The 24016-nt window shown below is 66.1% G+C and carries 23 protein-coding genes; 11 read left to right on the forward strand and 12 right to left on the reverse strand.

Annotated elements, in window-relative coordinates; translation table 11 throughout:
* Nucleotides 1–50: 50 nt before the first annotated feature.
* From PZC42_RS16435 to PZC42_RS16450, 3 genes are all read right to left on the reverse strand, one after another.
* Nucleotides 51–1724, reverse strand: coding sequence for an ABC transporter substrate-binding protein (locus tag PZC42_RS16435; RefSeq protein WP_277212679.1), 1674 nt, complete (start codon nucleotides 1722–1724; stop codon nucleotides 51–53).
* Nucleotides 1725–1791: 67 nt separating this feature from the next.
* The gene (locus PZC42_RS16440; protein WP_277212680.1) at nucleotides 1792–2814 is read right to left on the reverse strand and encodes a LacI family DNA-binding transcriptional regulator; all 1023 of its coding nucleotides are present in this window, start codon (nucleotides 2812–2814) and stop codon (nucleotides 1792–1794) included.
* 419 nt (nucleotides 2815–3233) lie between these two features.
* On the reverse strand, nucleotides 3234–5069 hold the full coding sequence (locus PZC42_RS16450; protein ID WP_277212681.1) for a cellulase family glycosylhydrolase: 1836 nt from the start codon (nucleotides 5067–5069) through the stop codon (nucleotides 3234–3236).
* A gap of 192 nt (nucleotides 5070–5261) precedes the next feature.
* Between PZC42_RS16450 and PZC42_RS16455 the strand changes: the two genes are divergently transcribed.
* Nucleotides 5262–6305 carry a S66 family peptidase gene (locus tag PZC42_RS16455; RefSeq protein ID WP_277212682.1) on the forward strand — a complete coding sequence of 348 codons (1044 nt, stop codon included), beginning with the start codon at nucleotides 5262–5264 and terminating at the stop codon, nucleotides 6303–6305.
* Between the two features lie 61 nt (nucleotides 6306–6366).
* On the opposite strand, the gene PZC42_RS16460 is transcribed toward PZC42_RS16455, so the two are convergent.
* A complete protein-coding gene (locus PZC42_RS16460; protein ID WP_277212683.1) occupies nucleotides 6367–6966 on the reverse strand; it encodes an HIT family protein in 600 nt (199 codons plus the stop codon).
* Between the two features lie 188 nt (nucleotides 6967–7154).
* Between PZC42_RS16460 and PZC42_RS16465 the strand changes: the two genes are divergently transcribed.
* Together PZC42_RS16465 and PZC42_RS16470 are read left to right on the forward strand one after the other, a co-directional pair.
* Nucleotides 7155–7361 carry a GNAT family N-acetyltransferase gene (locus tag PZC42_RS16465; protein WP_368860277.1) on the forward strand — a complete coding sequence of 69 codons (207 nt, stop codon included), beginning with the start codon at nucleotides 7155–7157 and terminating at the stop codon, nucleotides 7359–7361.
* A gap of 490 nt (nucleotides 7362–7851) precedes the next feature.
* Entirely contained in the window at nucleotides 7852–8193 is a 342-nt protein-coding gene (locus PZC42_RS16470; RefSeq protein WP_277212685.1) for a GNAT family N-acetyltransferase, read from the forward strand.
* A 405-nt stretch (nucleotides 8194–8598) separates the two neighbouring features.
* Here PZC42_RS16470 and PZC42_RS16475 read toward each other — a convergent pair whose 3' ends face one another.
* Nucleotides 8599–9000, reverse strand: coding sequence for an NUDIX domain-containing protein (locus tag PZC42_RS16475; RefSeq protein WP_277212686.1), 402 nt, complete (start codon nucleotides 8998–9000; stop codon nucleotides 8599–8601).
* A gap of 164 nt (nucleotides 9001–9164) precedes the next feature.
* On the opposite strand from PZC42_RS16475, the gene PZC42_RS16480 reads away from it, so the two are divergent.
* The gene (locus tag PZC42_RS16480; protein ID WP_277212687.1) at nucleotides 9165–9443 is read left to right on the forward strand and encodes a hypothetical protein; all 279 of its coding nucleotides are present in this window, start codon (nucleotides 9165–9167) and stop codon (nucleotides 9441–9443) included.
* A 148-nt stretch (nucleotides 9444–9591) separates the two neighbouring features.
* Here the strand turns inward: PZC42_RS16480 and PZC42_RS16485 are convergent, their stop codons facing one another.
* The gene (locus PZC42_RS16485) at nucleotides 9592–9870 is read right to left on the reverse strand and encodes a DMT family transporter (RefSeq protein ID WP_277212688.1); all 279 of its coding nucleotides are present in this window, start codon (nucleotides 9868–9870) and stop codon (nucleotides 9592–9594) included.
* A gap of 448 nt (nucleotides 9871–10318) precedes the next feature.
* Here PZC42_RS16485 and PZC42_RS16490 point away from each other — a divergent pair, with 448 nt between their 5' ends.
* The 7 genes from PZC42_RS16490 to PZC42_RS16520 all read left to right on the forward strand — a co-directional run bounded on the left by PZC42_RS16490 (nucleotide 10319) and on the right by PZC42_RS16520 (nucleotide 16847).
* Nucleotides 10319–11323 (forward strand): NADP-dependent oxidoreductase, encoded by a 1005-nt coding sequence (locus PZC42_RS16490; RefSeq protein WP_277212689.1) that lies wholly within the window; start codon nucleotides 10319–10321, stop codon nucleotides 11321–11323.
* Nucleotides 11324–11365: 42 nt separating this feature from the next.
* Entirely contained in the window at nucleotides 11366–12232 is an 867-nt protein-coding gene (locus tag PZC42_RS16495) for an alpha/beta fold hydrolase (protein ID WP_277212690.1), read from the forward strand.
* A 596-nt stretch (nucleotides 12233–12828) separates the two neighbouring features.
* Nucleotides 12829–13431 (forward strand): TetR/AcrR family transcriptional regulator, encoded by a 603-nt coding sequence (locus PZC42_RS16500; RefSeq protein ID WP_277212724.1) that lies wholly within the window; start codon nucleotides 12829–12831, stop codon nucleotides 13429–13431.
* A gap of 121 nt (nucleotides 13432–13552) precedes the next feature.
* Complete coding sequence (locus tag PZC42_RS16505; protein WP_277212691.1) at nucleotides 13553–14104, forward strand: GNAT family N-acetyltransferase; 552 nt, start codon at nucleotides 13553–13555, stop codon at nucleotides 14102–14104.
* A 176-nt stretch (nucleotides 14105–14280) separates the two neighbouring features.
* Nucleotides 14281–14904 carry a hypothetical protein gene (locus PZC42_RS16510; RefSeq protein ID WP_277212692.1) on the forward strand — a complete coding sequence of 208 codons (624 nt, stop codon included), beginning with the start codon at nucleotides 14281–14283 and terminating at the stop codon, nucleotides 14902–14904.
* A 479-nt stretch (nucleotides 14905–15383) separates the two neighbouring features.
* Nucleotides 15384–16265 (forward strand): phosphotransferase family protein, encoded by an 882-nt coding sequence (locus PZC42_RS16515; RefSeq protein ID WP_277212693.1) that lies wholly within the window; start codon nucleotides 15384–15386, stop codon nucleotides 16263–16265.
* A gap of 210 nt (nucleotides 16266–16475) precedes the next feature.
* Nucleotides 16476–16847, forward strand: coding sequence for a hypothetical protein (locus PZC42_RS16520; protein ID WP_277212694.1), 372 nt, complete (start codon nucleotides 16476–16478; stop codon nucleotides 16845–16847).
* Here PZC42_RS16520 and PZC42_RS16525 read toward each other — a convergent pair.
* From PZC42_RS16525 to PZC42_RS16550, 6 genes are all read right to left on the reverse strand, one after another.
* Entirely contained in the window at nucleotides 16815–17699 is an 885-nt protein-coding gene (locus PZC42_RS16525; protein WP_277212695.1) for an HNH endonuclease signature motif containing protein, read from the reverse strand. The genes PZC42_RS16520 and PZC42_RS16525 overlap by 33 nt on opposite strands.
* Nucleotides 17696–19213: an ATP-binding protein gene (locus tag PZC42_RS16530; RefSeq protein WP_277212696.1), complete on the reverse strand. Its 1518-nt coding sequence runs from the start codon at nucleotides 19211–19213 to the stop codon at nucleotides 17696–17698. Before PZC42_RS16530 ends, PZC42_RS16525 begins: the two co-directional genes overlap by 4 nt.
* An 821-nt stretch (nucleotides 19214–20034) precedes the next feature.
* The gene (locus PZC42_RS16535) at nucleotides 20035–21021 is read right to left on the reverse strand and encodes a CU044_5270 family protein (protein ID WP_277212697.1); all 987 of its coding nucleotides are present in this window, start codon (nucleotides 21019–21021) and stop codon (nucleotides 20035–20037) included.
* Nucleotides 21018–21569, reverse strand: coding sequence for an RNA polymerase sigma factor (locus PZC42_RS16540; RefSeq protein WP_277212698.1), 552 nt, complete (start codon nucleotides 21567–21569; stop codon nucleotides 21018–21020). The genes PZC42_RS16535 and PZC42_RS16540 overlap by 4 nt, the downstream gene beginning before the upstream one ends.
* Before the next feature lie 453 nt (nucleotides 21570–22022).
* Nucleotides 22023–22349: a hypothetical protein gene (locus PZC42_RS16545; RefSeq protein WP_277212699.1), complete on the reverse strand. Its 327-nt coding sequence runs from the start codon at nucleotides 22347–22349 to the stop codon at nucleotides 22023–22025.
* Between the two features lie 202 nt (nucleotides 22350–22551).
* A complete protein-coding gene (locus PZC42_RS16550) occupies nucleotides 22552–23481 on the reverse strand; it encodes a CPBP family intramembrane glutamic endopeptidase (RefSeq protein ID WP_277212700.1) in 930 nt (309 codons plus the stop codon).
* Nucleotides 23482–24016: the final 535 nt, after the last annotated feature.

A 24016-nucleotide genomic window follows, 5' to 3' on the forward strand; every position in this document is an offset into this window, starting at 1 on the left:
CCGTCCGCCCGGCACGGCGGAGTGCCGCGCGGACGGGACCTGTTCGGCTGTCAGCCCTGGACGGGCCTGAGCGAGGTGAGCACGAGCACGGCGGTCGGGGCACGGGTGCTCAGCGTGGCGTACGGGTTGTCCTCGGTGGGCCATCCCGTGAAGCGGGCGTCGGTGTAGGCACCCCACTCCGGCGAAGGAAAGAGAGGAACGACAGGCGCTTGCGCGTCGAACTCGGCCTGGAGGCGTTCGACGACGTCGTGCTGACCGGCTTCGTCGGACGATGCCGCGAACTCGTCGAGCAGGTCGTCCGTCTTCTCGTCACCGAACCGGTGGTAGTTCTCGAACGTCTGCTCACCGACCGGCTTGACGGTCTGGGTGGACATGACGCCGCGGTAGAACTGGTAGGGCGTCGGGGCGTTGTTGCTCCACACGATGCCGGTGTCGAACGTGCCGTCCTCGTAGCTCGCCGTGACGGCGGACCAGTCGGGCGCGTCCACCGACGCCTTCACCCCGACGTCGGCGAGGTTCTGGCTGATGATGTCGGCGACCGACAGCCAGTCGGACGACGTCGAGCCCACTGAGATCTTCAGCGTGAACGGCTTGCCGTCCTTGAGCGTGCGAGTGCCGTCGGCGCCCCGGGCGTACCCCGCCTCGTCGAGCAGCGCGTTGGCCGCATCGACGTCCCGGGTCGTCCAGGTGCACGAGCCCGCGAGGTCCTCGTCGCGCCAGGTGTCGTAACCGCCGGACAGGCCCGTGCAGTCCGCCGGCTTGGTGTAGCCCTGCATCGCGACGTCGATGACCTGCTCACGGTCGATCGCCATGCTCAGCGCCTTGCGCACGTCGACATCGTCGTAGGGCTCCCGCGTCGTGTTGAGCTGCCAGCTGATCATCGCCCCCGTGGGCGGGAACCAGTAGTGGTTGTGCTCAGGGTCGCGTGCGACGAACGCCTGCTCGATGTTGGGGATGAACTGCGGGGCCCAGTCCACCTCGCCGTTCGCGGCCGCAAGGTTCGCCCCGTCATTGCCTGCGAACGCCAGCATCCGGATGCCGGGGATCTGTTGCTTGTCCGGCTGCCAGTAGTGCGGGTTGGGTCCCAGGTCGAACGACTGGCTCGCGAAGGCTGTGACCTCGGTGTACGGACCCGTACCGACCGGGGCCTCGTTGGTCGCCTTGCCCGGGTCCTCCATGTCGGACCAGACGTGGTCGGGGATCACGATCTGCTGCCCCAGCTCGGACAGCGCCGGAGAGTACGTCTCGGTGAGGTGGAAGACGACGGTGCGGTCGTCCTTCGCCTCGACGGAGTCGAGGTACTCGTACCCACCGAGCAGCTCCTTCTGCAGGTCAAAAGTCGTCACGACGTCCTGCGCGACCAGGGGCTCTCCGTCCGACCACTGCACGCCGTCGCGCAGGGTGAAGACGATGTCCTTGCCGTCCTTCGACGTCGTCCACTCGGACGCCAGCCACGGAGTCATGCTGCCGTCCGCCGGGTTGAAGATGATCATCGGTTCGTAGACCGCCTGTTGGGTCATCGGCGCGACGTTGGGCGAGAACGGGTTGAAGTTCCGCACGAACGTCCCCATGTCTTCGCGCGGAATGGTCAGCGGGACGTCGGACGCAACGGTCCCGCCGCCGTCGGACGCTCCTGGCCCGCAGGCGGTGAGCGCGAGCGCGGCGGCGAGGGCGAGCCCTGCCAGACGGGCAGCTCGTCGTGACCTCGTGGTACGTGTCATCATCGGTGTCGCAGTCCTCTCTTCAACAGTGAAGGCGAAGGGTGGGTGTGGTCGTCGGGGTTGATTGGCGTCAGACCGACGATCGTTCGAGCAGCGGGCAGTCGACCGTCGTGGACGACACGGCGGGCGGCTGCCCGGCTGCGATCGCGGCGAGCATGTCCACGCCGCGTGCGCCCATCTCCTGGAAGGGGAGGGCGACAGTGGTGAGCCGCGGGCGCAGGTACGCCGCGATGACCTCCTGGTTGTCGAACCCCACGACGGCGACGTCACCCGGGATCGACAACCCGCGTTCCTTGATCGCGTCGTACGCGCCCATCGCCATACGGTCGTTGCCGCAGAAGATGGCGGTCGGAGGAACGTCGAGGTCGAGGAGCTGGTTCGCGGCGCTGTACCCGCCGTCGGCGGTTGCGTCGGCCGCCACGACCAGTCGGGAGTCGATCGCCACCTGCGCGGCGGAGAGCGCGGCTTCGTAGCCCTGAAGGCGTCCGACGCTCGCGGGCATGCCCGGGTCGAGCGTGATGATGCCGATGCGCTGGTGCCCGGCATCCAACAGCCGCTGCGTCGCGCGCCTACCGCCGCCCACCTCGTCGGGCACCACGGACGGGAGCGTGCCGTCCGCGTCGAAGCAGTTGACGAGGACGGCGGGCACCTCGCGCACGACGTCGGGCACGCGGACCGCGCGATGCCACGTGGCGGCGTAGATCAGCCCTTCGGCCCGCTGCTCGAGCAACTTCTCGATCTCGGTGGCCTCGTCGGCCCCCCCTGACTCGCTGGACGCGATCAGCAAGAACTTGCCCCGCTCCGCGGCGCGGTCGTGGGCGCCCTTGATGACCTCGACGGCGAAAGGAGCCGTGACGATCTCGGTGACGATGCCGTACCAGTCGCTCCGGCGGGCAGCCAGCGCACGAGCACCAGCGTTCGGCCGGTAGCCGAGGGCGGCCGCTGCGTCGAGCACCCGACGGCGCGTCTCCGCGGGGATTCCCGCGCCAGGCCGGTCGTTGAGGACGAACGACACCGTGGTGCGCGAGACGCTGGCCCGCTCCGCGACGTCGCCCATCGTGGCGCCGCGCCCGCTTCTCCCGGTCGCACTCACTGATCTCTCCGTCTCCGTCGACTCCTAACGCGCGTTAGGTGCAGTGCAACTTACGCGCGTTAGCGGTCGAAGTCAACGCCCACCGCGTCTGCGTCAGATCCGTCCGGAGTACCGGGGTGTGGATCCTGCCGATGGGGTGACCTATGACCCCGGTGACACGGTCCAGTGCGATCTGTGGTTCCCCGAGCCACGAATTCCCACGGGGGCGGCCACGTCCGCCACGCGCGGCTGAAGGCGCCCTCCCACCCGTGATGGGCGATCGACGTTGAACGGAACGATCCTGAAGGTCTATCCCTGCCACGGCGGCGACAACCAGCTGTGGCTGCGGGCGAGCGCATGACCTGAGACACCGAACGGCGTCGGCCCCGCGGGCCGACGCCGTTCCAACGCTCCGGACGACGCTGCTCAGACGGCCAGGTCTACAGGAAGGTCCAGCGCTGGTTGCTGCCACCGTGGCAGGTCCAGAGGATGATCTGGGTGCCGTTGGCGGTAGCGGCGCCGTTGGCGTCGAGGCAACGTCCGTTGTGGACGTTGGTGATGGTGCCGTTCGAGTTCACGGTCCAGCGCTGGTTCGCGCCGCCCGTGCAGTCCCAGATCGCCGCCCTGGTGCCGTCGGCCGAGCCCCAGCCCGCCGCCTCGAGGCACTTGCCGTTGACCTTCAGCTCACCGGCGGACGTGCGGGCGAACGCCTGCCCGGAGCTCTGCCAACAGTCCCACAGCTGCGCCTGCGTCCCGTTCGTCGTCGAGGAGTTCGGGATGTCCAGGCAGCGGTTCGACGCCGCGCCCACGATCGCGGTCGAACCGGACGGTTGGCCCTGGCTTTCCCCGAGGCCGCTCATGATGGCGTCGACGATGCCCGGCTGGGTCACCGCGTTGGTGGAGCGGTTGAACAGCCCGAACCCGTACTGCCCGTTGACGCCGTTGTCCCAGTAGATGGTGGCGGCTCCGTACTTCTTCGCGGTGGCCACGAGTGCGCGCGCGAAGTCCTGACGGTACCGATTGTTCGTCGAGTCGTGCGACGACTTGTCGATCGAGCCGTACTCGCCGACGACGACTGGGTACCCACGCGTGACGAACGCGTCGTAGGTCATCTTCAGCTGCGCATCCATGTAGTCCGCCTGCCCCCAGGTGGACGTCCTGGACGGATTGGTCGCACCGGTACCCCACTGGGTGATGTTGCCGTTCTCCTCCCCAGCGAAGTCCCACGGAGAGTAGTAGTGGACGGAGATCATGATCCGCTGCTCGCTGCTGGGAATCGAGGGTGATCGGTGGCTGTCGTTCGGGATCACGAAGCCGTAGTCCCCTGCGGTGTACTCGATGTTCGTGTTCCAGCCGGGCACGAGCAGCCACCTCGAGCTGTTGTTCCCGCCAGATTGCCGCACGGTGTCGACGAAGATCTGGTTGTAGCTGTTGATGTTCGAGTAGCACGGCTCAGTGGGATCGCCGTACTGCCCGTCGAACTCTTCGTTCATGGACTCGAGGATCAGACGATCGTCGTAGTCCTTGAATTTGGTGGCGATCTGCTGCCACGCGCTCTGGTACTTGGCCTTGATCGTCGTCTGGTCGGACGCGTCACAGATCAACCAGGAACCGGCGACGCTCTTGTAACCGTCGCCGTGCATGTTGATCACCACGTACATGCCCCGGCTGTGGGCGTAGTCGACGACCTCTTGGACTCGGTTCAGCCAGGAAGGGCTGATCGTGTAGCTCGGCCCGGACCCGATGTGGTTCAGATAGGACACGGGAATCCGGATCGTCTTGAATCCCGCCGCCTGAACCCTGTCGATCAGAGCCTGGGTCACGGTCGGGTTGTTCCAGGCGGTCTCACTCGGGAGCCCGTCGACGGTGGCCTCCAGGCTGTTCCCGAGGTTCCAGCCGGCGCCCATGTCTGCGACAACCTGCGATGCGTTCAGCTGCGTCATCGTGTCGGCTGACGCGTGGGGCGTCGAGCTGGTAGTCGATACGCCGACCGCCAGCGTCGCGGCGGCGATCCCCGTGGTCAGGCGTCTGAGAAATGCCGTTCGGCTTACCCGGCCCGCCGCCAGGTCGGCGAACTTCTTGCGTTGGGAACTCTTCACGGTGTGCCCTTCTTTGCGCACGGTGGCGCTCGACAGGCAGTCGTGGCTCGCCGTCGAGCACGCTGTGGTTGATGAGCGGCGATCGCTCGCCGCGTCGTGTCCAGCCCAGCAATCACTTCGATGGGTCCCCATTCGAAGCGTTTCAACACGATAGGGCTTGGATTCGGAGGCGCGCAACCCCCAGACTCTGCGCAGCGCCTCGATGTGGTGACCTGGGTGACACCAAGCGTTCCAGACTGCGTCGAAGCGTTTCGAACGGTCATGGCAAGATCCGGAGGCTTCGAGAGATCGAGGTCGATTCGGCACTGCTACCCAGGTCAGATGAAAAGCCGTCTCCCACCCGTCCTCCTGTGTGGCACCTTGTCCGTCATGGAGCTCGCATCGCCCCGCAAGGCCGCCCCCGGGGACAAGGTCGCCGTCGTCTCACCGTCGTTCGCCGCGCCGGGCTTCGCGCCCGCCGTGCACGAACAGGCCATGGCGCGGCTGCAGGAGATCACCGGCCTGATCCCCGTCGAGTACCCGACCACTCGCCAGCTGGGCGCGACACCGCAGGACCGCGCCGCCGACCTCAACGCGGCGTTCGCCGACCCCGGCATCCGGGCGGTCCTGGCCACCATCGGCGGCGAGGACCAGATCACCGTGATCCCTCACCTCGACGCCGACCGGGTGCGGGCCGACCCGAAGCCGTTCCTCGGCTACAGCGACAACACCAACCTCCTCAACTGGCTGTGGACCCACGGCATCGCGGGCTTCTACGGCGGATCCACCCAGGTCCACCTCGGCCCCGGACCCGCCGTCGACCCGGTCCACACCGCCTCGCTGCGCGCCGCCCTGCTCACGGGTGAGCGCCTGGAGATCACCGAACCCGGCGAGTCCGAGGACATCGGCAAGGACTGGCTGGACCCGGCAGCGCTCACCGAGTATGGCGACCGCGAACCCACCGAGCCGTGGACGTGGGCCGGACCCGAGCGGTCCGTCACCGGCCGGACCTGGGGAGGCTGCATCGAGGTGATCGAGTGGATCCTGACCGCTGGCCGGTTCCCGGTGGACCCTGCCGTCCTGCAGGGCGGCGTCCTGCTGCTCGAAGGTTCCGAGCTCCTCACTCCCGTACGGGAGTTCGGCTGGATCCTGCGTTCGCTCGGCGAGCGTGGCCTCCTCGACGCACTCGACGCCGTCGTCGTGGCCCGACCGCCGACCTCGTCCTTCGAGGTCCACCGCACATCGGCGGAGCGAGCCGCTAAGCGTGCCGAGCAGCGCGATGCCGCCATCGAGACGGTGCAGCGCTACAACCCTGACGCCGTCATCGTCGTCGGCGTGCCGTTCGGCCATACACGCCCCCAGTGGATCGTCCCCTACGGCGGCTCGATGACCGTCGACGGTGCGCAGCAGCGCATCTGGGCGGACTTCGCCTAGGAGGAGCGCCGTGCGACCTTCGTGCCTGACGTCTTTCCCTCGAAGCACCAGCAACGGCCGACTATGACGGTCCGGCTGGTCCGCTCCCCGCGGTGTGAGGAAGATCGGTTAGGCGTCGAGTGTGCGCGCTGCTCGCTGGGTCCGCCGGGATCTGCGGTCTCGGCGTCGCGCTCACGGCATCAGCGTGCTCGAGCCCGTCGAACCCCACCAGTCGGTGCGTCGACGCGATGGCGTCTTTGATCGCTTCGGCCTCGGCGTCCAGGAGCGACCGCTCACGTTCCTTCCACTCGGCATCTATCGAGAAGCCATCACCTGCGTAGCGAGGGAAGACGTGCAAGTGGAAGTGGAACACCTCCTGGAACGCGACCTCGCCGTCAGCGAGGAAGATGTTGATCCCGTCGCAGCGTAGGCCTGAGCGCCGCAGGGCCCGTGCCATCTGGTGGCCGACGGACCACACACGAGCGCTGGTGGCTCCGTCGAGGTCTTCGAGGCCCACCGCGTGCTCGCGTGGCACGACAAGAAGGTGGCCGGGGGTGACGGGGTTCAGATCCATGAAGGCCACAACGGTCTCGTCCTCGTACACCACGCTGGCCTCGGCCTGTCGGGCCGCAATGGCGCAGAAGATGCACCTTTGCGCGGCCGATGTCCCGTTCTTTGTCATGCGCGCAATAGTCCCAGTGCGTCCAGACAGGCGCTACTCGTTTAATGGCTCATCCGATCTGAGGGTGTAGTCGGGTCTGAAGTGTGAAGTCTCGTCTGAAGCCGTCGACCTCGAGGAGTGATCGGGCGATGTAGTGGGTCAGGTTGCGGAAGCGGGACTACGTCGACGACGACACCCCCGAGATCGGCATGGCTGTCACCAGCGAAGCTCGAGGGCGCGGCGTGGGAACGGCCCTGCTGACCCGGTGCATCAACCAAGCCCGGACACTGGGGTGGAAGGGCTTGAGCCTGAGTGTCGAGGACGGCAACACGGCCGCCCGCACCCTGTACGAGCGGTGCGGCTTCGTGACAGTCGGCAGGACAGGGAACTCGGACACCATGCTGCGGGAGCTCTGAGATGGCGGCTTCGCAGGCACCTAGCGAGAGATGGCGGCCGGAAAATCTGCCTTCTGTTGGTGTCGGCAACTGGCGCACCAACGCCAGGCCGTCGGCTGCGCATGGCTCCGCAGGCCATTCCGCCGCCTGACGACGGCTGCCTCCTCCCCGTGCAGCAGTCACCCATGCAACGGAGGCTCCACGACCCCGCCAGCTGGACCAAGGAACACGCCCGCACCGCTTGCACCACACCCGCCCGAGACCGCGGCGGTGTACCGGCGCGATGCCACCCGCCTGTAACCGATGCACACGCGCCTCGCCCGCGTTGACGACCGGTACGCACGCGAAGGCGAGGGACGGCGCGCCGACAGCAGTCACCCCCTCCCCCGTTCGGCGGGTGCTACAGCCGCGAGTTCCACTCCGAACCGGGAGGATGAGGCGGCCTCATCGCCGATGCGTCCGCCAGGCACCGGAGGATCAGCGATCATCCGGGTGTACCTAGGCTTGCCCCATGATCGCCATCGGCCCAGCCCGCCCCGACGACGGCCACCGGGTTTGGCCCCTGGCACGGGACTTCGCCACCAGCTTCACGCCGGAGCGCCCTGCGTTCGACGGCAGCTTCGCGGCGCTCATTGCCCGTTCAGACACACTCGTCGCCATCGCCACGCCGCAGGACGAGCCCGACGCCGTCGTCGGCTACCTGCTGGCGTCCACGCACCTGACGTTCCTCGCGAACGGACCTGTTTGCTGGATCGAGGAGGTCATGGTCGACCCGGTCCGACGCAGGTCGGGCATCGGGGCCGCGCTCGTGGCGTACGCCGAGGACTGGGCGTACGGACAGGGGTGCGCCTAAGTCTCCCTGGCCAGCCGACGCGCCGGCGGCTTCTACCAACGCCTGGGCTACGAGGACTCGGCCGTATTCTTCAAGCGCTCCATCCTGTAGGGGCGCTGCTGTCGAACTGCTGGGGGCTCGAGTCGGACGACCTGCCGCGTTCTGCAGCTCGGCATGCCGGAACCGACACCGCCGCCGACAAGGGTGTCGACGTGCAACGCACACTGCGCGGACAACCCTGCAGACCTCGCGCGATCTCGGGCGTGTTGAGCCGGTCGCGCAGAGTAGGCTGCACCGGCGTGCGCCCGCGACCGGCGACCACAGACCGTCGACGGCCGCGGTACCTTGCGCGGTCTCGGGAGTGTCGCCGAGGTTGCGAAGGGTAGGCCAACTACTCGCGACGACAAGCCGGAGGCACGCGCCATGTCACCGCTGCGCCGCGATGAGGTCCACCAGAAGACTCGGGTACAGCGGGTGAGCGAATGCTAGGCAAGGGAAGTCCTGGGCACTAAAGAACCGCAGGTCGTCGTGTTCGTCGGGCGCCCTGTTGGTGATGCGGCCGGCCCACTCGGCGACGAGGTGAGCGTCGAGCGCCATGTCGTCTGACTCAATCCTGAACAGCACCGTCGGCTCGACGAGGGCCTCGATACCGAGTTCCTCGCGCAACTCGCGAGCCAGGGCAACAACCGTACTTTCGCCTGGTTCGATGTGACCACCCGGAAGATCCCACACGCCCGGGCACCAGCGACGCGACGCGGACCGAAGCCCCAGCAACACAGCACCACCTCGATAGAGCACACCTGCGACAACCCGATGTTCGTAGCCCACGTGCGCACGCTATCTCTCCCGCCCGGAGTACTCGTTCACCTGTGTTGAACGAGTCAGGCGCAGACGCTTAGGAAGCGCATGTGCAGGATCGATCAATCTAGGCTGCACGTCGACACAAACAGTGTCGAGGTGCAACGAAGATTGCGCGGACTCGCCTTCCTACCTTGCGCGACCTCGGGCGTGTCACGCTCGGTGCGCAAAGTACGTTGCACCGGCCGGCGGCGACCAAGGTGGGTGCAGGGCCGACCAGGACGGTCGTCACGACACCAGAGGCCGCGTTGGCGCTGCCCCCGCTGACCTCCGTCCGTCAGACGGCCGACGCCATGGCCCGGATCGATCTGCTCGACGGCACCGTCAGCGCTGACGAAATCCGATACGACGCCGCGCTCGTGCACAGCGCGAGCACAAGCGCCGTGATCCTCGTCCGCGTCGAAGGGTGGTGACGGCGAGGACGTTGGCCGTGATCACGATGCCGATGCCGATCAGCTGGTGCAGCGTCAGGTGCTGCTCCAGCAGGAGCAGGCCGGACAGGGCCGCCAGTGCGGGTTGGGCGCTGGACAGGACGCCGAACAGCCGCGGCGGGACGGTACGTCAGGCCGTGACGTCGGCGGCGAACGGCACGACGGAGCACAACAGGCCGGCAGCAAGGACCTGCCAGGCGATACTGACGTCCCAGCCGCCGTGGACGCCGACCTTTACGAGGACGGGGAGGTCGCCCAGCGCGTACAGCGCGCTAGCCACGGCCGATACCTGCAACCCGGGCAGCCGCGCCCCGACCACCCGGTTCAGGACGATGTACGCCGCCCAGCAGGCGCCGGCCACGAGGCCGAATGCGAGTCCCAGCAGGTTGCTGGCGAGGCCAGACAGCACCAGGACGTCGGCGCCGACGGCCGCGACTACCCGCGATCAGCAGGTCGAGCGCCGCGCTGCGCAAGCAGCTCTCGGGGCCGCGAGCAAGATCCGCTCGCGCTTGTCCTGCTTGGCCCGCTCGCGGCGCCCGGTCGGCCTGCGTCCGTGTTCCAAGCGGCCCCCTCTTGACAATATTTCTGAGGCGGCTCATGATTGAGCCTACTCGGCCTCATCGGGCGGGGCGAGGTCCCCAGGAGAGCGAAATGTCGCAGCAAGGAGCGGCGCAGAGCTTGCCCGGCTCCTTCCCGGCGCGAGGGTGACGGATTCCGGCCAAGGCGCCGTCTTCCAGTACCACCGCGAGTTCGTCGACGCCGCGCGCGACGTCCTCCACCGCTAGTTCCCGTCGCGGCACTCATCCGTCATCGACACAAGCCAGCACCACACCACCAGACCAAGAAGGACGGCCATCATGCGCGCGTTTGTCATCAATGAGTACAAGGAGCCGCTGCAGGAAGCGGACGTCCCCGAGCCCGTGGTCGGTGAGCACGACGTGCTTGTCCAGGTCCAGGCCGCCGGGCTCAACGTCGTGGACGAGAAGATCCGGCAGGGGTCGTACAAGACGTTGCTCCGGTACGAGCTGCCGCAGGTCATGGGCAGCGACGTCGCCGGAACGGTGATCGACGTCGGCGCCAAGGTGCGGGGGTTCGCGCCCGGCGACCAGGTGTACGCCCAGCCCCGCCTCGACCGCATCGACCGCGTCGGAACCTTCGCCGAGCGCATCGCCGTACCCGAGGCCGAGGTGGCCCTCAAGCCCGCGTCGGTCAGCCTGGAAGAGGCGGGCTCGCTGCCGCTGGTGGCCCTGACCGCGTGGCAGGCGCTCGTCGAGAGGGGCAACGTGCAGCCGGGGCAGCGAGTCCTGATCCACGCCGGCGCCGGTGGCGTCGGGACCATCGCGATCCAGCTGGCCAAGCACCTCGGCGCCACGGTCGCCACCACGGCCAGCGCCGGCAACGCCGACTTCGTCCGGGAGCTGGGTGCCGACAGCGTCATCGACTACCGCAACCAGGACTTCGAGCAGCTCCTGGACGGGTACGACCTGGTGCTGGACAGCGTCGGCGGGGAGACCCTCGAGAAGTCCCTGCGGGTGCTGCGCCCCGGTGGCAAGGCGATCGGGATCGTCGGGCCGCCCGACCCCGCGTTCGCCCGCGAGAAGGGCCTGAACCCGGTGCTGCGCCTCGCGATGGCAGCGCTCAGCAGGAAGATCCGCCGGCAGGCGCGCAAGCTCGGGGTGACCTACGAGTTCCTCTTCATGCACGCCAGCGGCGACCAGCTCCGCCAGATCACAGCCCTCGTCGATGACGGCGTGCTGCGCCCCGTCGTCGGACGGGTCTTCGACTTCGACGAGACGGTGCAGGCCGTGCAGTCGCTCGGCAAGGGCGGCGTCCGCGGCAAGTCCGTCATCACCGGGGTCTGAAGGCCCTTCTCAGCCGTCGAGACCAGGAAGCAGGAGAACATCATGAGCACCGACAACACGTCGAACGAAACCGTCGTCACCTCGTACGCGCACGCCCCGACCCGCACCATCACCGCCGGCGACGTCACCTACGCCTACCGTGAGCTCGGACCGAAGGGCGGGATCCCCGTGGTGTTCTTCGTGCACCTCGCCGCGACGCTGGACAACTGGGACCCCCGGATCGTGGACCCCATCGCGAAGAACCGCCACGTCATCACCTTCGACAACCGAGGCGTCGGCGCCTCCACCGGCAACGTTCCCGACAGCATCGAGGCCATGGCCGACGACGCCTACACGTTCATCAAGGCCCTCGGCTTCGACACGATCGACATCTTCTCCTTCTCCCTGGGTGGCATGATCGCGCAGGACCTCGCGGCCGAGCACCCTGACCTGGTCCGCAAGCTCGTCCTGACCGGCACCGGTCCCCGGGGCGGCAAGGACATCGACAAGATCGTCGCCACCACCTACTACGACGTCCTGCGCGCGACCCTGACCCGGAAGGACCCGAAGGAGTTCCTGTTCTTCAACCGGAACGCCACCGGCAAGCCCGCTGCCCGCGCGTTCGTCAACCGCCTCAAGGAGCGCACGGTCGACCGCGACAAGGACATCTCGATGAAGGGGTTCCGGACCCAGCTCAAGGCGATCCAGAGGTACGGGCGCTCGGCCCCGTCCGACCTGTCGACGCTCACACAGCCCACCCTGATCGCCAACGGCGACAACGACCGGATGGTGCCCACGGTCCTCTCCGAGGACCTGCACCGCCGCATCAAGGGCTCCGAGCTGGTCATCTACCCCGACTCGGGGCACGGCGGCATCTTCCAGTTCCACGAGAAGTTCGCCGCCGTCGCCGTCGAGTTCCTCGGCCGCTGACCGCACCGCACCGACCGGAGGCAGGACATGGCGACGGCACATCGCGCGACGAAGAAGCCGTTCGCCTCAATGATCTTGCCGTGGGTCCGCCCGGACCAACCACGGCAGACGGGGTCGCCGAGACGTCGCGCTGGTACGACGTCTCGGCGATCGGCGTGACGGTCGGCGCACGAGCACTGGTCTACCTCCGGCAACGTGACGGATTCCGCACCGATGCCTTCCGCAAGCACGTCGACGAGCTGCCCGAGCGCTCGCCGCGAAGGCGGAGTCCCTCCTCGTGGACGTGCACTCCGTCGCCAGCAGGCTGGGTGCACATGGGCTACATCGAGACCCGCATGGCCGCGCATGCGGACGGGCCCACGATGGCGCCGGCCGACCTGGTGACGAAGGTCTACGACACCGTCGAGGCCGACGAGTACGAGGTCATCGGCGACGAGCTGACCACCCAGGTCAAGGCTGCGCTGAGCGCTCCGGTCGAGGCCCTCTACCCGGAGCGCCGCGGCGCCGGGGCGCCGGGGCGCCGGGGCGCCCATGGTCACCATGGAAGAATGAGCGCCGGCAGCATCGAGCCCGCTCAGCAACGAAGGAGGGCAGCCATGCCACACACCTCCCAGCCGGTCGGACGGCGCGAGCGGAACAAGCAGCAGAAGCTTGAACGGATCGTGGCCGCCGCGAGCGAGCTGTTCGCCGAGCGGGGCGTCGATGACGTCACCACCCAGGAGATCGCCGACAGGGCCGACATCGGTGCGGGCACGCTGTTCCTCTACGCCAAGAACAAGGGCGAGCTGCTCCTGCTCGTGCAGAACTCGACCTACGCTGAAGCGCTCGAACAGGGCAAGGCAGCGGCCACAGCCATCACCGACCCGCTCGACGCGGTGATGGCGATCGTCCGCCCTGTCGTGCAGTGCAACCGCAAGCAGGTCGACAACGGGCGGACCTACCTGCGAGAGATCATCTTCGGCGATCCCGAGGAGCCACACCACCGCGAAGCACTCGCCCTGACCGTGCAGACCGAGGCGGCGATCGCCGCCGTCCTGCTGCGTGACGGGCGCGCCAGCGCCCAGCAGGCCGCGACGCGGGCCCACATCGTGTCCGCGATCATGTTCGTCAGCATGGCCGCGACGATCAACGCCGCCGACCCGGTCGACGACCTCGTGCAGGAGATCCGGGACCAGGTGCAGGTTCTCCTGCCGACGTGAGACCACCTCTGACGGCACATCGTCAGGGCGAACGACTTGGTCGGCGGTCCGTCAATGAAAGTTCAGTCGCCCTCGCCTGCTCAGGACGAAGGGCCGGCGTACTGGACCGCACTGGGTAACGATGGGCTCCCGGACCGGGAACGAGGAAGGGGAGCCTGGCCTGCGGCAACTCGGACATGGAACGATCCGGGTCATGGAGTTCCGTGCAGCCACTGACGACGATCTCGATCTGCTCTACGACCTGATGCTCGAGGCGTTCAACTGGGACGGCACTCGTCGGTTCACGCGGAGCGAGGTCGTTGCGGACACTCACACCGCGCGCTACCTCGGAGGATGGATCAGACCGGGCGACTTCGGAGTCGTCGCAGTGGACGAAGGCAGGCCGGTCGGAGCCGTGTGGGCACGAGCACTCCCGGCTGCAGCACCCGGGTACGGGTACGTCGACGACGACATCCCCGAGATCGGCATGGCTGTCACCAGCGAAGCGCGAGGGCGCGGCGTGGGAACGGCCCTGCTGACCCGATGCATCAACCAAGCGCGGACACTGGGGTGGAAGGGCTTGAGCCTGAGTGTCGAGGACGGCAATACGGCCGCCTGCACCCTGTACGAGCGGTGCGGCTTCGTGACGGTCGGCAGGACTGGGAACTCGGACACCATGCTGCGGAAGTTCTGAGAAGGCGGCTCTTCGCGGAGGAGGGGGGTGCCTGATGACACGCCGGAGACTCCCTTGTCCTGTATCCGAGCGGGGTCGAGAGTTTGCCCGCTCTCCCCAGGGCGGGGGCCCGTTCACGCCGATAGCGTGAGTCGGGAGTCCGCCGCACTCCGCATGCCAAGCGATCGGAGGATCCGATGAGGGCTGGCGTAGCCGGAACCTCCATCGTGGCCATCGGCCTCGCGCTCGCTGGCTGCGACTCGGAACCGCCGACGTCGGCTGCGACGCCCGAACCGATATCCACATCGACGGAGGCTGGACCTACCCGGATGAGCCCGGGGAGCGGTGTGCTCCTCCCCGAGAACTCTCTGGACCAGCACGTCGACGAACCCTTGCCGACAGCGGACGCGGGCGCCGACCGACCAACGGCCGAGCCTTCACCGGAACTCGATGAGCCCGACGATGACTCCGGACCGAACCTGGACCCTGACGCCGAAGCTGATGAAATCTGCCGCCAGGCAAGCAACGCGCTCAGGGCGCCCCCGACTGCCGACGCCAGGGGCCTGCGTGCTCTCGCCTCGTCCTTCCAGATGGCAGTCAGCGCCGGGGGCAACTGGCCGACGACGAACATCCGACTCACCACGGTCCGAAGCGAAGCCTCAAGCGTGGCCTGGGCCCTAAACGACGCTGCCCGAATAGCCGAAGACCTCAAGCGAGCCCGCGACTTCCCCGAACTGATCTCCGCCGTGACGGAGCACGACCTCGACACTGCTCTACAGCGCGCAGATACCGCCATCGGAAGGCTCAACACTCACTGTTGAGGGCCGTCCGTCAGAGCAAGGCGTACCAGCGGGATCGCCAGGTCCGGGCTGCCCGCGGACCCCGAATGACGTCATGTAAAGGTCAAGCAAGATTCGAGCCCGAACCATGTTACATAGGTGAGGGTTTGTGAAATCTAGGTTGCACGTCGACAACACATGTCGACGTGCAGCGCAGGTGGCGCGGACACGCCCCGGCACATTGCGCGAGCTCGCACGTGTCGCGTGACCCTACGAACACGGTCTCCGGACACGCCGGGGCGACTCAATCTGGGACGTGCTGACCGATGCAGGTGTGCTCGCCAAGCCGAGCACGGGCCGGCAGAACCTGGTTCGGCAGGCGTCCAGCGTGCTCACGACGATGGAGGATTCCGCGGCGCAAGCCACACGTCGTACTTGGACAAGCTGGGCGGGGAACGTTCGGTACTCAGAGGGACGCAAAATCCGGTGACATCGCGGCAATTCTCGCCAGAATGGCCGGCATGGATGATGTTGAAGTCGTCGTGGCCCACAGCCAGCGCGCGACGCTGCGCGTCGGCGACGTGTTCCTGAAGGTCGACGGCGACCCGGCGCACGTCGAAGTCGAGGTCCGGGCGATGGCCATGGCGCCGATACCGACCCCGGAGATTCTCTGGCGCGAGCCGCCCGTGCTCGCGATCGCGGCTGTGCCCGGCAAGGCGCTCGGCGTACTGGGCGAATCCTCGGCCGCGTCGCCAGCGGCATGGGCTGCGGCGGGTGCCGCCATACGGAGGCTGCACGATGCGCCGTTGCCGCCGTGGCCGGGGCCCAGGCTCGACGACCTGGCGGCGGAGCTCGACCGCGAGTGCGCGTGGCTGCTCGCCAACGCCGCTCTGCCCGCCGAGGTGATCCGGCACAACCGCGAGATCGCCGAGGCCGCGCTCCGGCCGTGGAGACCGGTGTTCATCCACGGCGACCTGCAGATCACCCACGTGTTCGTCGATGGCGACGAGGTCACCGGCGTCATCGACTGGTCGGAGGCCGCCCCCGGCGACGCCATGTTCGACCTCGCCACCTTGACGCTCGGGCACGAGGAACGCCTGGACGAGGTGCTTGCCGGCTACGGCGCCGGCGCGGATCGGGCCGTGATTCGCGCCTGGTGGTCGCTGCGCAGCCTGGTGGCGTCGCGCTGGCTGATCGAGCACGGCTTCGATCCGGACGCGCCGGGGTGCGAATTCGACGTGCTCAGATCCCGGATGCGGGAACAACAGGCTCGGCTTACGGGTACCGGCGCGACGACGCGGGCCAGACGTACCAACGGGATCGCCGGGTCCGAGCCGCCAGCGAATCCCGGCTATCGTCAAGCAAAGGTCGAGAAAAATTCAAGCGCGAACCATGCTACATAGACGCGGGTTCGTGAAAACTAGGTTGCACGTCGACAACTGTCGACGTGCAGCGCGGTTTGCGCGGACACGCCTGCCTACCTTGCGCGATCTCGGGCGTGTCGAGCTGGTCGCGCAATGTAGGTTGCACGCTCGCCTCGCCTGGTACGCCACTCGCACAAGGTGCTGTGCGAGAGCAGCAGCGGCCGGGCGCCGGCCCGTTAGCCTCGCGTCATGGACCTGGCTTCGATGCTGATTTCCGGTGGCGCGCTTCTCGTGGCGATCCTGGCCGCCGTCTTCTCCGGCATCTCGCTCGGCGACGGCCGCGGGCAGCGTGACGCCGCCATCCGTCAGGCGACGACCTCCGAGGCCCAAACTGTGTACGTGGGGCGTCAGCTCGAGGTGATGGAGAGCGAGCTCGAGCTCGCCCGCGAAGCATCCGCCAGTCCGGTGCCCGCGCCTGCCGAACCGACCGGCGTGCAGCTGGCGCGGACCCGGGTACCACCGTGGTCGCTGGCGTACTACCGCGGCGACACGGAAGACGCGAGGGCTCTCACGCGCAGAATAATCCAATCAAGTGAGGCCCTCAGCGACATCAGTGACTAGCAGGGCATTCCTTGTCGGATCCCAGAGTGCATTAGACTCTGCCGCCGCGTCTGCGACCGCTGCACGGTACGACACCTTTCCAAGCACTTGACGCAACCCAGTCGCGCGATTCCGCAGCACACGAAGGACTCCTGGACCACCTATGAATTCCACTAGACCGGCATACTCATGCAGTAAAACCAGCAGTTCAGCCTGGCCCGATATAGACCATCTATTGACTAGATCAAGGCGATCAACCGACCCCAAGACCGCCTTTCGGAACTCCTCTGGAAGATCGCTATCCAACTCGACATCGAAAACCACATACGGGTGCCCACCGGAAAATCGAACTTCAGCTACCAGTTCGATCCTTGAAAGGTGGGCGTAGTCAAAGTACAGGTGGGGAAAGGCAATCCTGCGAGGGCTCTCGGCCGTAAGACTGCCTTTCTTGCGGTTGCAAACATCGCACATCGGAACCAAGTTCAGCGCATAGAACGCCAATTCAGGATAATTGACCGCTCCGCGCTTCGGCGCGAAATGATCGATGGTCGAGGCAACCGACAGGCCGCAAACCGGGCACCAATCACCTATTCCGTGGACGGTTGCCCTGATCGCGGATTTGAACTCTGAGAACTTTACTAAGTCCCTTAATGCATCATATCCAGCACGTAACGCATCTGCCGTTCCACGATCGAACGTTGGGTGAACGTAGCCGCCGACACCGCCGAGGTTGGCGTGATACTGTCGATACGCCTCAAGGATCATATTTGCTATCGGATCGCAATCCTCGACGAGCCCCGATTGAACCAGGTAGTCGACAACAGCACGGCCAACATGCCCGGGTTCAAGGGCCGGCAGTGGGAGGCCGTTCAAGGCGCCCACCTTTGTCGTTCTAGCACGTAACTTAGCGCCCTGCCTGGAAGGCCTCTAGGAAACATCTGCGCGATCTCTTCCGCGGTGAGACGACCCGCGAGATCGTTCAAGGTCGCCCTGTAGTCACTCTGCGAGGCGTCCAGCCTAAAGACATAAGAACTGATTGATTCAAGACTTTCCGCGAATGTCTCAATCTCCGGCGCACGCACCGAGCCAACCCCGAGCTGCCTCGAGACAACTTGTACCGAACTCGAGGGAAGCTCCTGGAGCACGACAGGCGAGTGAGTGGCGATGATGACGCGTGCATCCGCATCACTTACTAGTAAACGAATCGTCCGCATGAGAGCGGACAACAGTGAAGGATGCAGGTGAGTCTCCGGTTCATCAACCAGCACGAGAGAGCGCTTGTTGAGCCATGCGCACAAGTGCAAAATGATCGAGGTGACTATCTTATGACCGGACGACATCTGAGTGTACGAGGTCAATATCTCCTGAACGCCTCCACTCAAGCGTGCGTCGATCATCGACGGCTCTCTCGTAATCTCTGCTAGGGCAATATCTAGCAGCCTTGCACGATTGGTCGCCGATGCACGTTCCACATTTCGCCGAAGCTCGTTCTCTAGTTCATCGGCGTTCTTCAGCCTATACTTTCCCGGGGATTCGATGGCGCGCAAGCCGCAATATGAGTAGCCAAAATAGTCGTCAAGTTCGTCAACCTCGTTGGCACCATTGTTATCTTTCGCGCGCTCCGACGGCAGTTCAAATGTGTCAAACGCTGAGTAAGATACCATAATCACTGACGAAACCGGTGGGTCTTGGCCGACGAAGAAACCCTCTGCAAGATCACCTCGTTCCCGCTCATGGGAGTCCGCATGCGCTAGTTTTGCGATGCGTGCCAACGCGGTTGTCTTGCCTGTGCCGTTGTATCCAATCAATGCAGAAATTGGAGAGGCGAGCCCGTCCGGGGGGGCGTATACGAAATCATACTCAATGAATCCTTGATTCTCGATCATTGGCAATTTCACCCTTATTGAGCGACGGAAGTCGCCCCAAGGGTCGATTACGCGTTCCGGCATTCGAAGAAGACGCCCTGCCCTCAACGATTCGGTCGACTGACTGAATCTCATGAGTGATGTCAGCCAAACGTCCTCATGCAAGAAGTTGTCCTCGATCGAACTGTCCCACGCGGCGTCTCGAACTGCTGCCAAGTATCGTGAGCTCAGTGCTTCGCCGAGTTCATTCAGTTTCGAGTAGTATTCGGGATCGACTCCGAGGCTTGCCCAACGCTCATCGAGTTCCCTGGTTCGATCCGGAAGGTAATCCCAACTTTTGGTGCCCGACTCCTGGCCGAGAAGTGCGAACTTTGCTGCCCCGATTTCGGTTGTCGTTCCGTCATTTGTTTCGATCTCGACGCCCATCAGGGTCTTAAAGCCGTAGTCATCCCAATTGTCATACGTCAGCCTGGCACGAGTCCGGTCTCCGGGACCACTACTGAGATCGATTATCTTCTCCATACCTACCCCTAACCACATCGGAATGGCTTGACCGCTCTCGCCCAGAGTACCTTGGCGGGCGACTCACCGCGGCTGCTTTGGGCGCCCCCGACACCGTGAGCTCGCGTCGGGCTAGCGGGTTGAGGTCGCCGCCTGGTTCGTGCTGGTCTGGGAGCAGCTCGGGCCAGTACTGCGTTACCGCCTGCTCTGCTCCGAGCAAGACATACAGGTCCTGAATGATGCGTGATCGTCCTACATTAATGTTTCACGGAGCGCGACCACGCTCGCGTTTATCGGAACACACATCGTGTCGGGGGTGCATCACGATAAGTGACGCCCGCGTTGTTGTGCCGTGACGCACTGCTGGAAGGATATGTGCCGTGGCCAGACCCCATATCCACCAGCTCCGCGACGATGTCATAGCTGTCGCCCGCTGCGCCGCATTCCGCTCAGACAGGTCGCGAGAGAGAATGTCGTTGTCGAGCGAGCCACGAATTCGATGGGCGCGTGGACCTCGTCCGCAGCACGTAGCCCTCGCCCCGAGTCGACCGGACGGCGCTGCTGGCTCGGTTTCACCCAGGTGGCATGTACACGACCCCGCACGTACTCGCCGCCGCCTTGATGCCGGCGCCGGGGACCGCTGCGGCGCCCGCTTCTTCCTCCCTTCTGGCTTTCTCCTCCCCGCAGAAGGTCGCCGACGCACACCTGCGGGCACCCTACGCTTTCAGCTCTTCCGATACCCGGAGATCCCTACCGCCGTCGCCGAGTAGCCGAGAGGCGCGATCCGAATGGTCCTCGCGGTCGACGGTCGGGTCGGTTGCTCTGGCGAGCGCTCATCCGTCCTAGCAGGAAACCTCCGGCACGGAGCCCGGTCCGCACAGTGGGGCTTCCGGTGCGGGTGCGTCCCTGCGTGCTCCCTGGTCCAGGACCGTGGAACGGAACAGCAGGCCGCCGTCCAGGTCGAAGGTGCGCTCCTCGAGTAGGGTCCCGTCCTCCGGATCGAGGAGGAGGACGTATCGGGGCAGGTCTCGGTCGGTGAAGTCGGCTTGGATGGCCGTGGCATCGCGCCCGGCGGCATCCTGATCGCGACCGAGTAGCACGACCCCCGGAACGCCCGCCAAGACCTGCCACAGGCCTCGGCGCAGTTCCGGGCTGGCGGGGCTCTCCTGGAGCAGGGCCACGGTCTGCTTCCACAGGTCCCAGTCTTCACCGTGGCCCGAGGCCGCTATCTGGTCGATGAGCTGCTGGCGAAGCGCTTCTGGCTCGGTAGGCATTGCGGCGAGCTCGTCCCAGGTCAACTGCGCGACGTCGCCGAAGCTCGTCGCAGCGCCGCCAGCGCCGGCGCCGGTCACGTCCCTGACTCGCACGAGGTCAGGGTCCAGCGAATCGTGTCCCTCTTCCCGTGCGCGAAGAGCTGCCGATTCCTCACTGCGGATCAAGAACTCGTCCGGCGACCGCCAGACCTCACGCTCGTACGGGGCTGACTGCGGGTCGTCGATCTGCGAGTGCACGTACCAGTACTCCCCCGTTTCGACCGGCTGTGCAGCCGCGTTGGTCGCGGCCTCCAGCAGGACGTGCTCGGCTGATGCCGGCGCGGTCGCGAGGACACCCGCGGTGACGGTGGCAGTGATCGCGCCGATCACGGCAGTCGCCCGGGTCCACAGTTTCCGGCGCTGCGACGTGGCCTTTGGCATCCGCATTTCGCGCGCAGTGATGTGCCCCAGCATCACGTCGGCGCGAGCGGCTTCGTCTGTCGTCAGGGGCGTGTCGGGGGCGGGATTGGCGTCGGTCAGGCGCCGCAGGGCGTGGTCGTCCAGGAGGTTCTTCACGGCTGTGTTCCTTCGATGACGAAGCGGGGCGAGCTTGAGGTGGGCGAGGGTTCAGGAAGGACGTCGACCTCACCCAGCAGGCGTTGAAGGCGACGACGCGCCCGACTGAGTCGCACGGAGAACGCTGCACGGGTGCAGCCCAGCACCTTGGCTGCCTCACGACCGGTGAGCCCGTCCCACGCGACCAGCGCCAGAGTCTCCCTATCGGCATCGCTCAGGCGGGCCCACGCCAAACGCAAGTCCAGCGCCGTGGTGGACAAGGCGTACTCGTCACCAACTGGTTCACGCTCAGCGCCGATGCGCAGCTCGAGCCGGTAGCGCCGGCCCTGGACCCTGCGATCCTCGGCCAGCACGTTGCGCGCTACACCGAAGAGCCACGGACGGACCTCGCGGGGCACTCTCGACCACCGATCCCACGCGATCGTGAATACCTCCGAGGCCAAGTCCTCGGCCACGTCGCTGTCGGCGCGACGCTGCACAAAGCGCAGCACTTCGGGATACAGGGCGCGGAAGACCTCATCGAACACCTGGTCCGGGCCGGCCGTCATGGCCTCATCCTTCGTCTCACACCCCTACATCGTTCCCAGCACGCCAAGTGCAACACCGCACTTCCACCGGGAGGCTGCGCGCACGCCCCGAAGACGGGCGACCGTCAGCAAGAGACGGCGAACCTGCGCCGAGCGACCCTGGCATGGCACTGCCCTGTGCCTGAAGCGTCACAGGATCGAACGACCACGGACAGGTCAAGCGACGGTCAAGCGCCAACCATGTTACATAGGTGAGGGTTTGTGAAATCTAGGTTGCACGTCGACAAACAAACAACACAACTGTCGACGTGCAACGCAGATCGCGCGAACACGCCTGCCTACCTTGCTCGACCTCGGGCGTGTCGAGCTGGCCAGCCAAAGTAGGCTGCACGGCCGCGGTGGAGCTCGCGGGCCCCAAGTCTGTCACCGTGAAACTGCGGCGGGACTTCAGGACCGACGAGGACGGGTAGACAACTACTCGTCCTGGTCGGCGCGGGCGACGCGCTCGCCGAGATCTGTCAGGCGCAACCAAGATCCGGCTCCCATCGGACGCCAGCCCAATCGCTCCAGTTCCGCGTGCGCCTGAGCCAGCCACTGGTCTGGTGAACCCGGCCAGTCTTCAAACCCTGACTCGCCCAGAGCGCCGGGCACCACGAGACCGTCACGGAACATCCGATCAAGTACACGGATCGTCGCGGCCCTGTTCGTCTCGGAGGCATCGCCGAGCATCGCCTCCCAGGCGACCTCGTCGAGCAGGATCCAGTCGTCAAGACCGGAACGAAGGATCGCTGCGATCGTCACGCCGTCGCCACACTCTCGCGCCACACTCACGCCATCGTCGACGAACTCGGACGGGCAAGGCTCGGACACAGCAACAGCCTTCCAGGACACCCACCGAGCAAGCCAGATTAGACGTCACCTACTCGTGCAGCAGTCCCCGGACTACGACGTGAGGTCTCGAGCCGGAAGGCCCGACGCCTGAGACCATCGATGCTCCGAGGCTTCATCCTCTTGCCATGCGCGCCCTGGGCGTCAGCACCGTCCCCGTGCGTCGTGTGCGGATCGCCACGACGATGACGGCGCCGATGATGAGCGGCACGGGGATGAGCACGCTGAGGTCGATCGCGCCGGCGGAGCGGTCGGTCGCGACGGTCGGATCGATCTGGAGCGCCGCGTCGATGACGAACTGGGTCGCGTTGAACACGGCGTGCAGCACGATGGCGATCTCGAGCCCGCCGGTGCGCCAGGTGATCCATGCGGTGCCGACCGCGAAGACGAGGTACCAGACGTTCAGCAGCCCGCTCGTGGAGAAGTGGACCAGCGCGAAGAGCACACTCGAGACGGTGATCGCGAGCACGAGTCCGAGCCGGGCGTTGCGCGTCCAACTGCCGACGACGCGGAGGATGAGTCCGCGGAAGCCGTACTCCTCGCCCGCGGCCTGGAACGGTGTCAGGACGAGAGCCGTCGCGACGAGAAGGAGGAGGTCGTGCCACGCCCAGGTCGTCTGCGGGAACGGCGCCCAGTAGTAGACGACCTGGACCACGACGATCACCGGAACGAGGATCATGAGGGCGCGACCGAAGAGGTCGAAGCGGAAGTGGCCCAGCACCGACGACAGCGAACCGCCGCGCACCCCGTAGAGCCAGCGCTGGATCAGCATGCTCCACGGGATCAGCAGCGCGACCGCGAATGCGCCGGCGGCGTTGACGAGGGGGGTGTACCCGGCCCGGGCCTCGGTCCCGAGCGCCGCATCGATCAGAGCGGCGACGATGACGAGCCCGAAGATGAAGACCTGCATGCCCCCGAGGAGCAGGGCGATGGCGAGGATGCCGCGGCCGATACGCCGCTTGTCACTGACGAGCCCGCGGTGGTACTCGACGGGCGTGGTGTGAGTCGCAAAGAATTGTGGCTTTTCGCTCTCGATCGCGTCCATCAATTTCCCTTCGTATCTGCTGTGATGCGCCTTGACCTTCATCTTTCGATGTAAGCTAGCGACCTCAGTGTGATCCCTGTGGCTGGCACAGGGTCAAGCGGCTCTTCGCCGATCCGGTGGGGAGTAGCCCCAGGGCTCCGGCAAAGTCGCTGGTCATGCGGTCAGCACGAGGTCGCTGGCTGCTTGATCGTGTCGGGCGTGGTGGCGTGGTCCCGCGGTGATGTTGGTCACGGGATCTGTCACCCCGGCAGGAAGATCGCCTACAACAAGTAGGGTGACGCCAGCATTGCGTGTGCCGGCGAGGACACTCCCACCACGGGCGACTATCACCTTCCGGAGTGCCACCCGGGTCATGTGCTCACCGTCGACATAGATCGTTCCGGTGCACAGAACGCTCTGGCCGCTCAAGGAAGTCACCACGCCACTGCACGGCCTCGTCTCTGGCATGCGCTGAGGATGCCAGATCTCGCCCCATGCACGCGCTGGCCCCGCACGGCAGGTGCGGCCCCAGACAACCATCCGCTGATCGCGAGCC

The sequence above is a fragment of the Isoptericola croceus genome, from assembly GCF_029382255.1.
Classification (GTDB): domain Bacteria; phylum Actinomycetota; class Actinomycetes; order Actinomycetales; family Cellulomonadaceae; genus Isoptericola; species Isoptericola croceus.

Coding starts and splice junctions, on each gene's coding strand:
- PZC42_RS16455 (WP_277212682.1), top strand. CDS start 5,262: ATGGAGCTCGCATCGCCCCGCAAGGCCGCCCCCGGGGACAAGGTCGCC.
- PZC42_RS16465 (WP_368860277.1), top strand. CDS start 7,155: ATGGCTGTCACCAGCGAAGCTCGAGGGCGCGGCGTGGGAACGGCCCTG.
- PZC42_RS16435 (WP_277212679.1), bottom strand. CDS start 1,724: ATGATGACACGTACCACGAGGTCACGACGAGCTGCCCGTCTGGCAGGG.
- PZC42_RS16550 (WP_277212700.1), bottom strand. CDS start 23,481: ATGGACGCGATCGAGAGCGAAAAGCCACAATTCTTTGCGACTCACACC.
- PZC42_RS16460 (WP_277212683.1), bottom strand. CDS start 6,966: ATGACAAAGAACGGGACATCGGCCGCGCAAAGGTGCATCTTCTGCGCC.
- PZC42_RS16515 (WP_277212693.1), top strand. CDS start 15,384: ATGGATGATGTTGAAGTCGTCGTGGCCCACAGCCAGCGCGCGACGCTG.
- PZC42_RS16495 (WP_277212690.1), top strand. CDS start 11,366: ATGAGCACCGACAACACGTCGAACGAAACCGTCGTCACCTCGTACGCG.
- PZC42_RS16510 (WP_277212692.1), top strand. CDS start 14,281: ATGAGGGCTGGCGTAGCCGGAACCTCCATCGTGGCCATCGGCCTCGCG.
- PZC42_RS16505 (WP_277212691.1), top strand. CDS start 13,553: ATGGGCTCCCGGACCGGGAACGAGGAAGGGGAGCCTGGCCTGCGGCAA.
- PZC42_RS16520 (WP_277212694.1), top strand. CDS start 16,476: ATGGACCTGGCTTCGATGCTGATTTCCGGTGGCGCGCTTCTCGTGGCG.
- PZC42_RS16490 (WP_277212689.1), top strand. CDS start 10,319: ATGCGCGCGTTTGTCATCAATGAGTACAAGGAGCCGCTGCAGGAAGCG.
- PZC42_RS16470 (WP_277212685.1), top strand. CDS start 7,852: ATGATCGCCATCGGCCCAGCCCGCCCCGACGACGGCCACCGGGTTTGG.
- PZC42_RS16540 (WP_277212698.1), bottom strand. CDS start 21,569: ATGACGGCCGGCCCGGACCAGGTGTTCGATGAGGTCTTCCGCGCCCTG.
- PZC42_RS16530 (WP_277212696.1), bottom strand. CDS start 19,213: ATGGAGAAGATAATCGATCTCAGTAGTGGTCCCGGAGACCGGACTCGT.
- PZC42_RS16500 (WP_277212724.1), top strand. CDS start 12,829: ATGCCACACACCTCCCAGCCGGTCGGACGGCGCGAGCGGAACAAGCAG.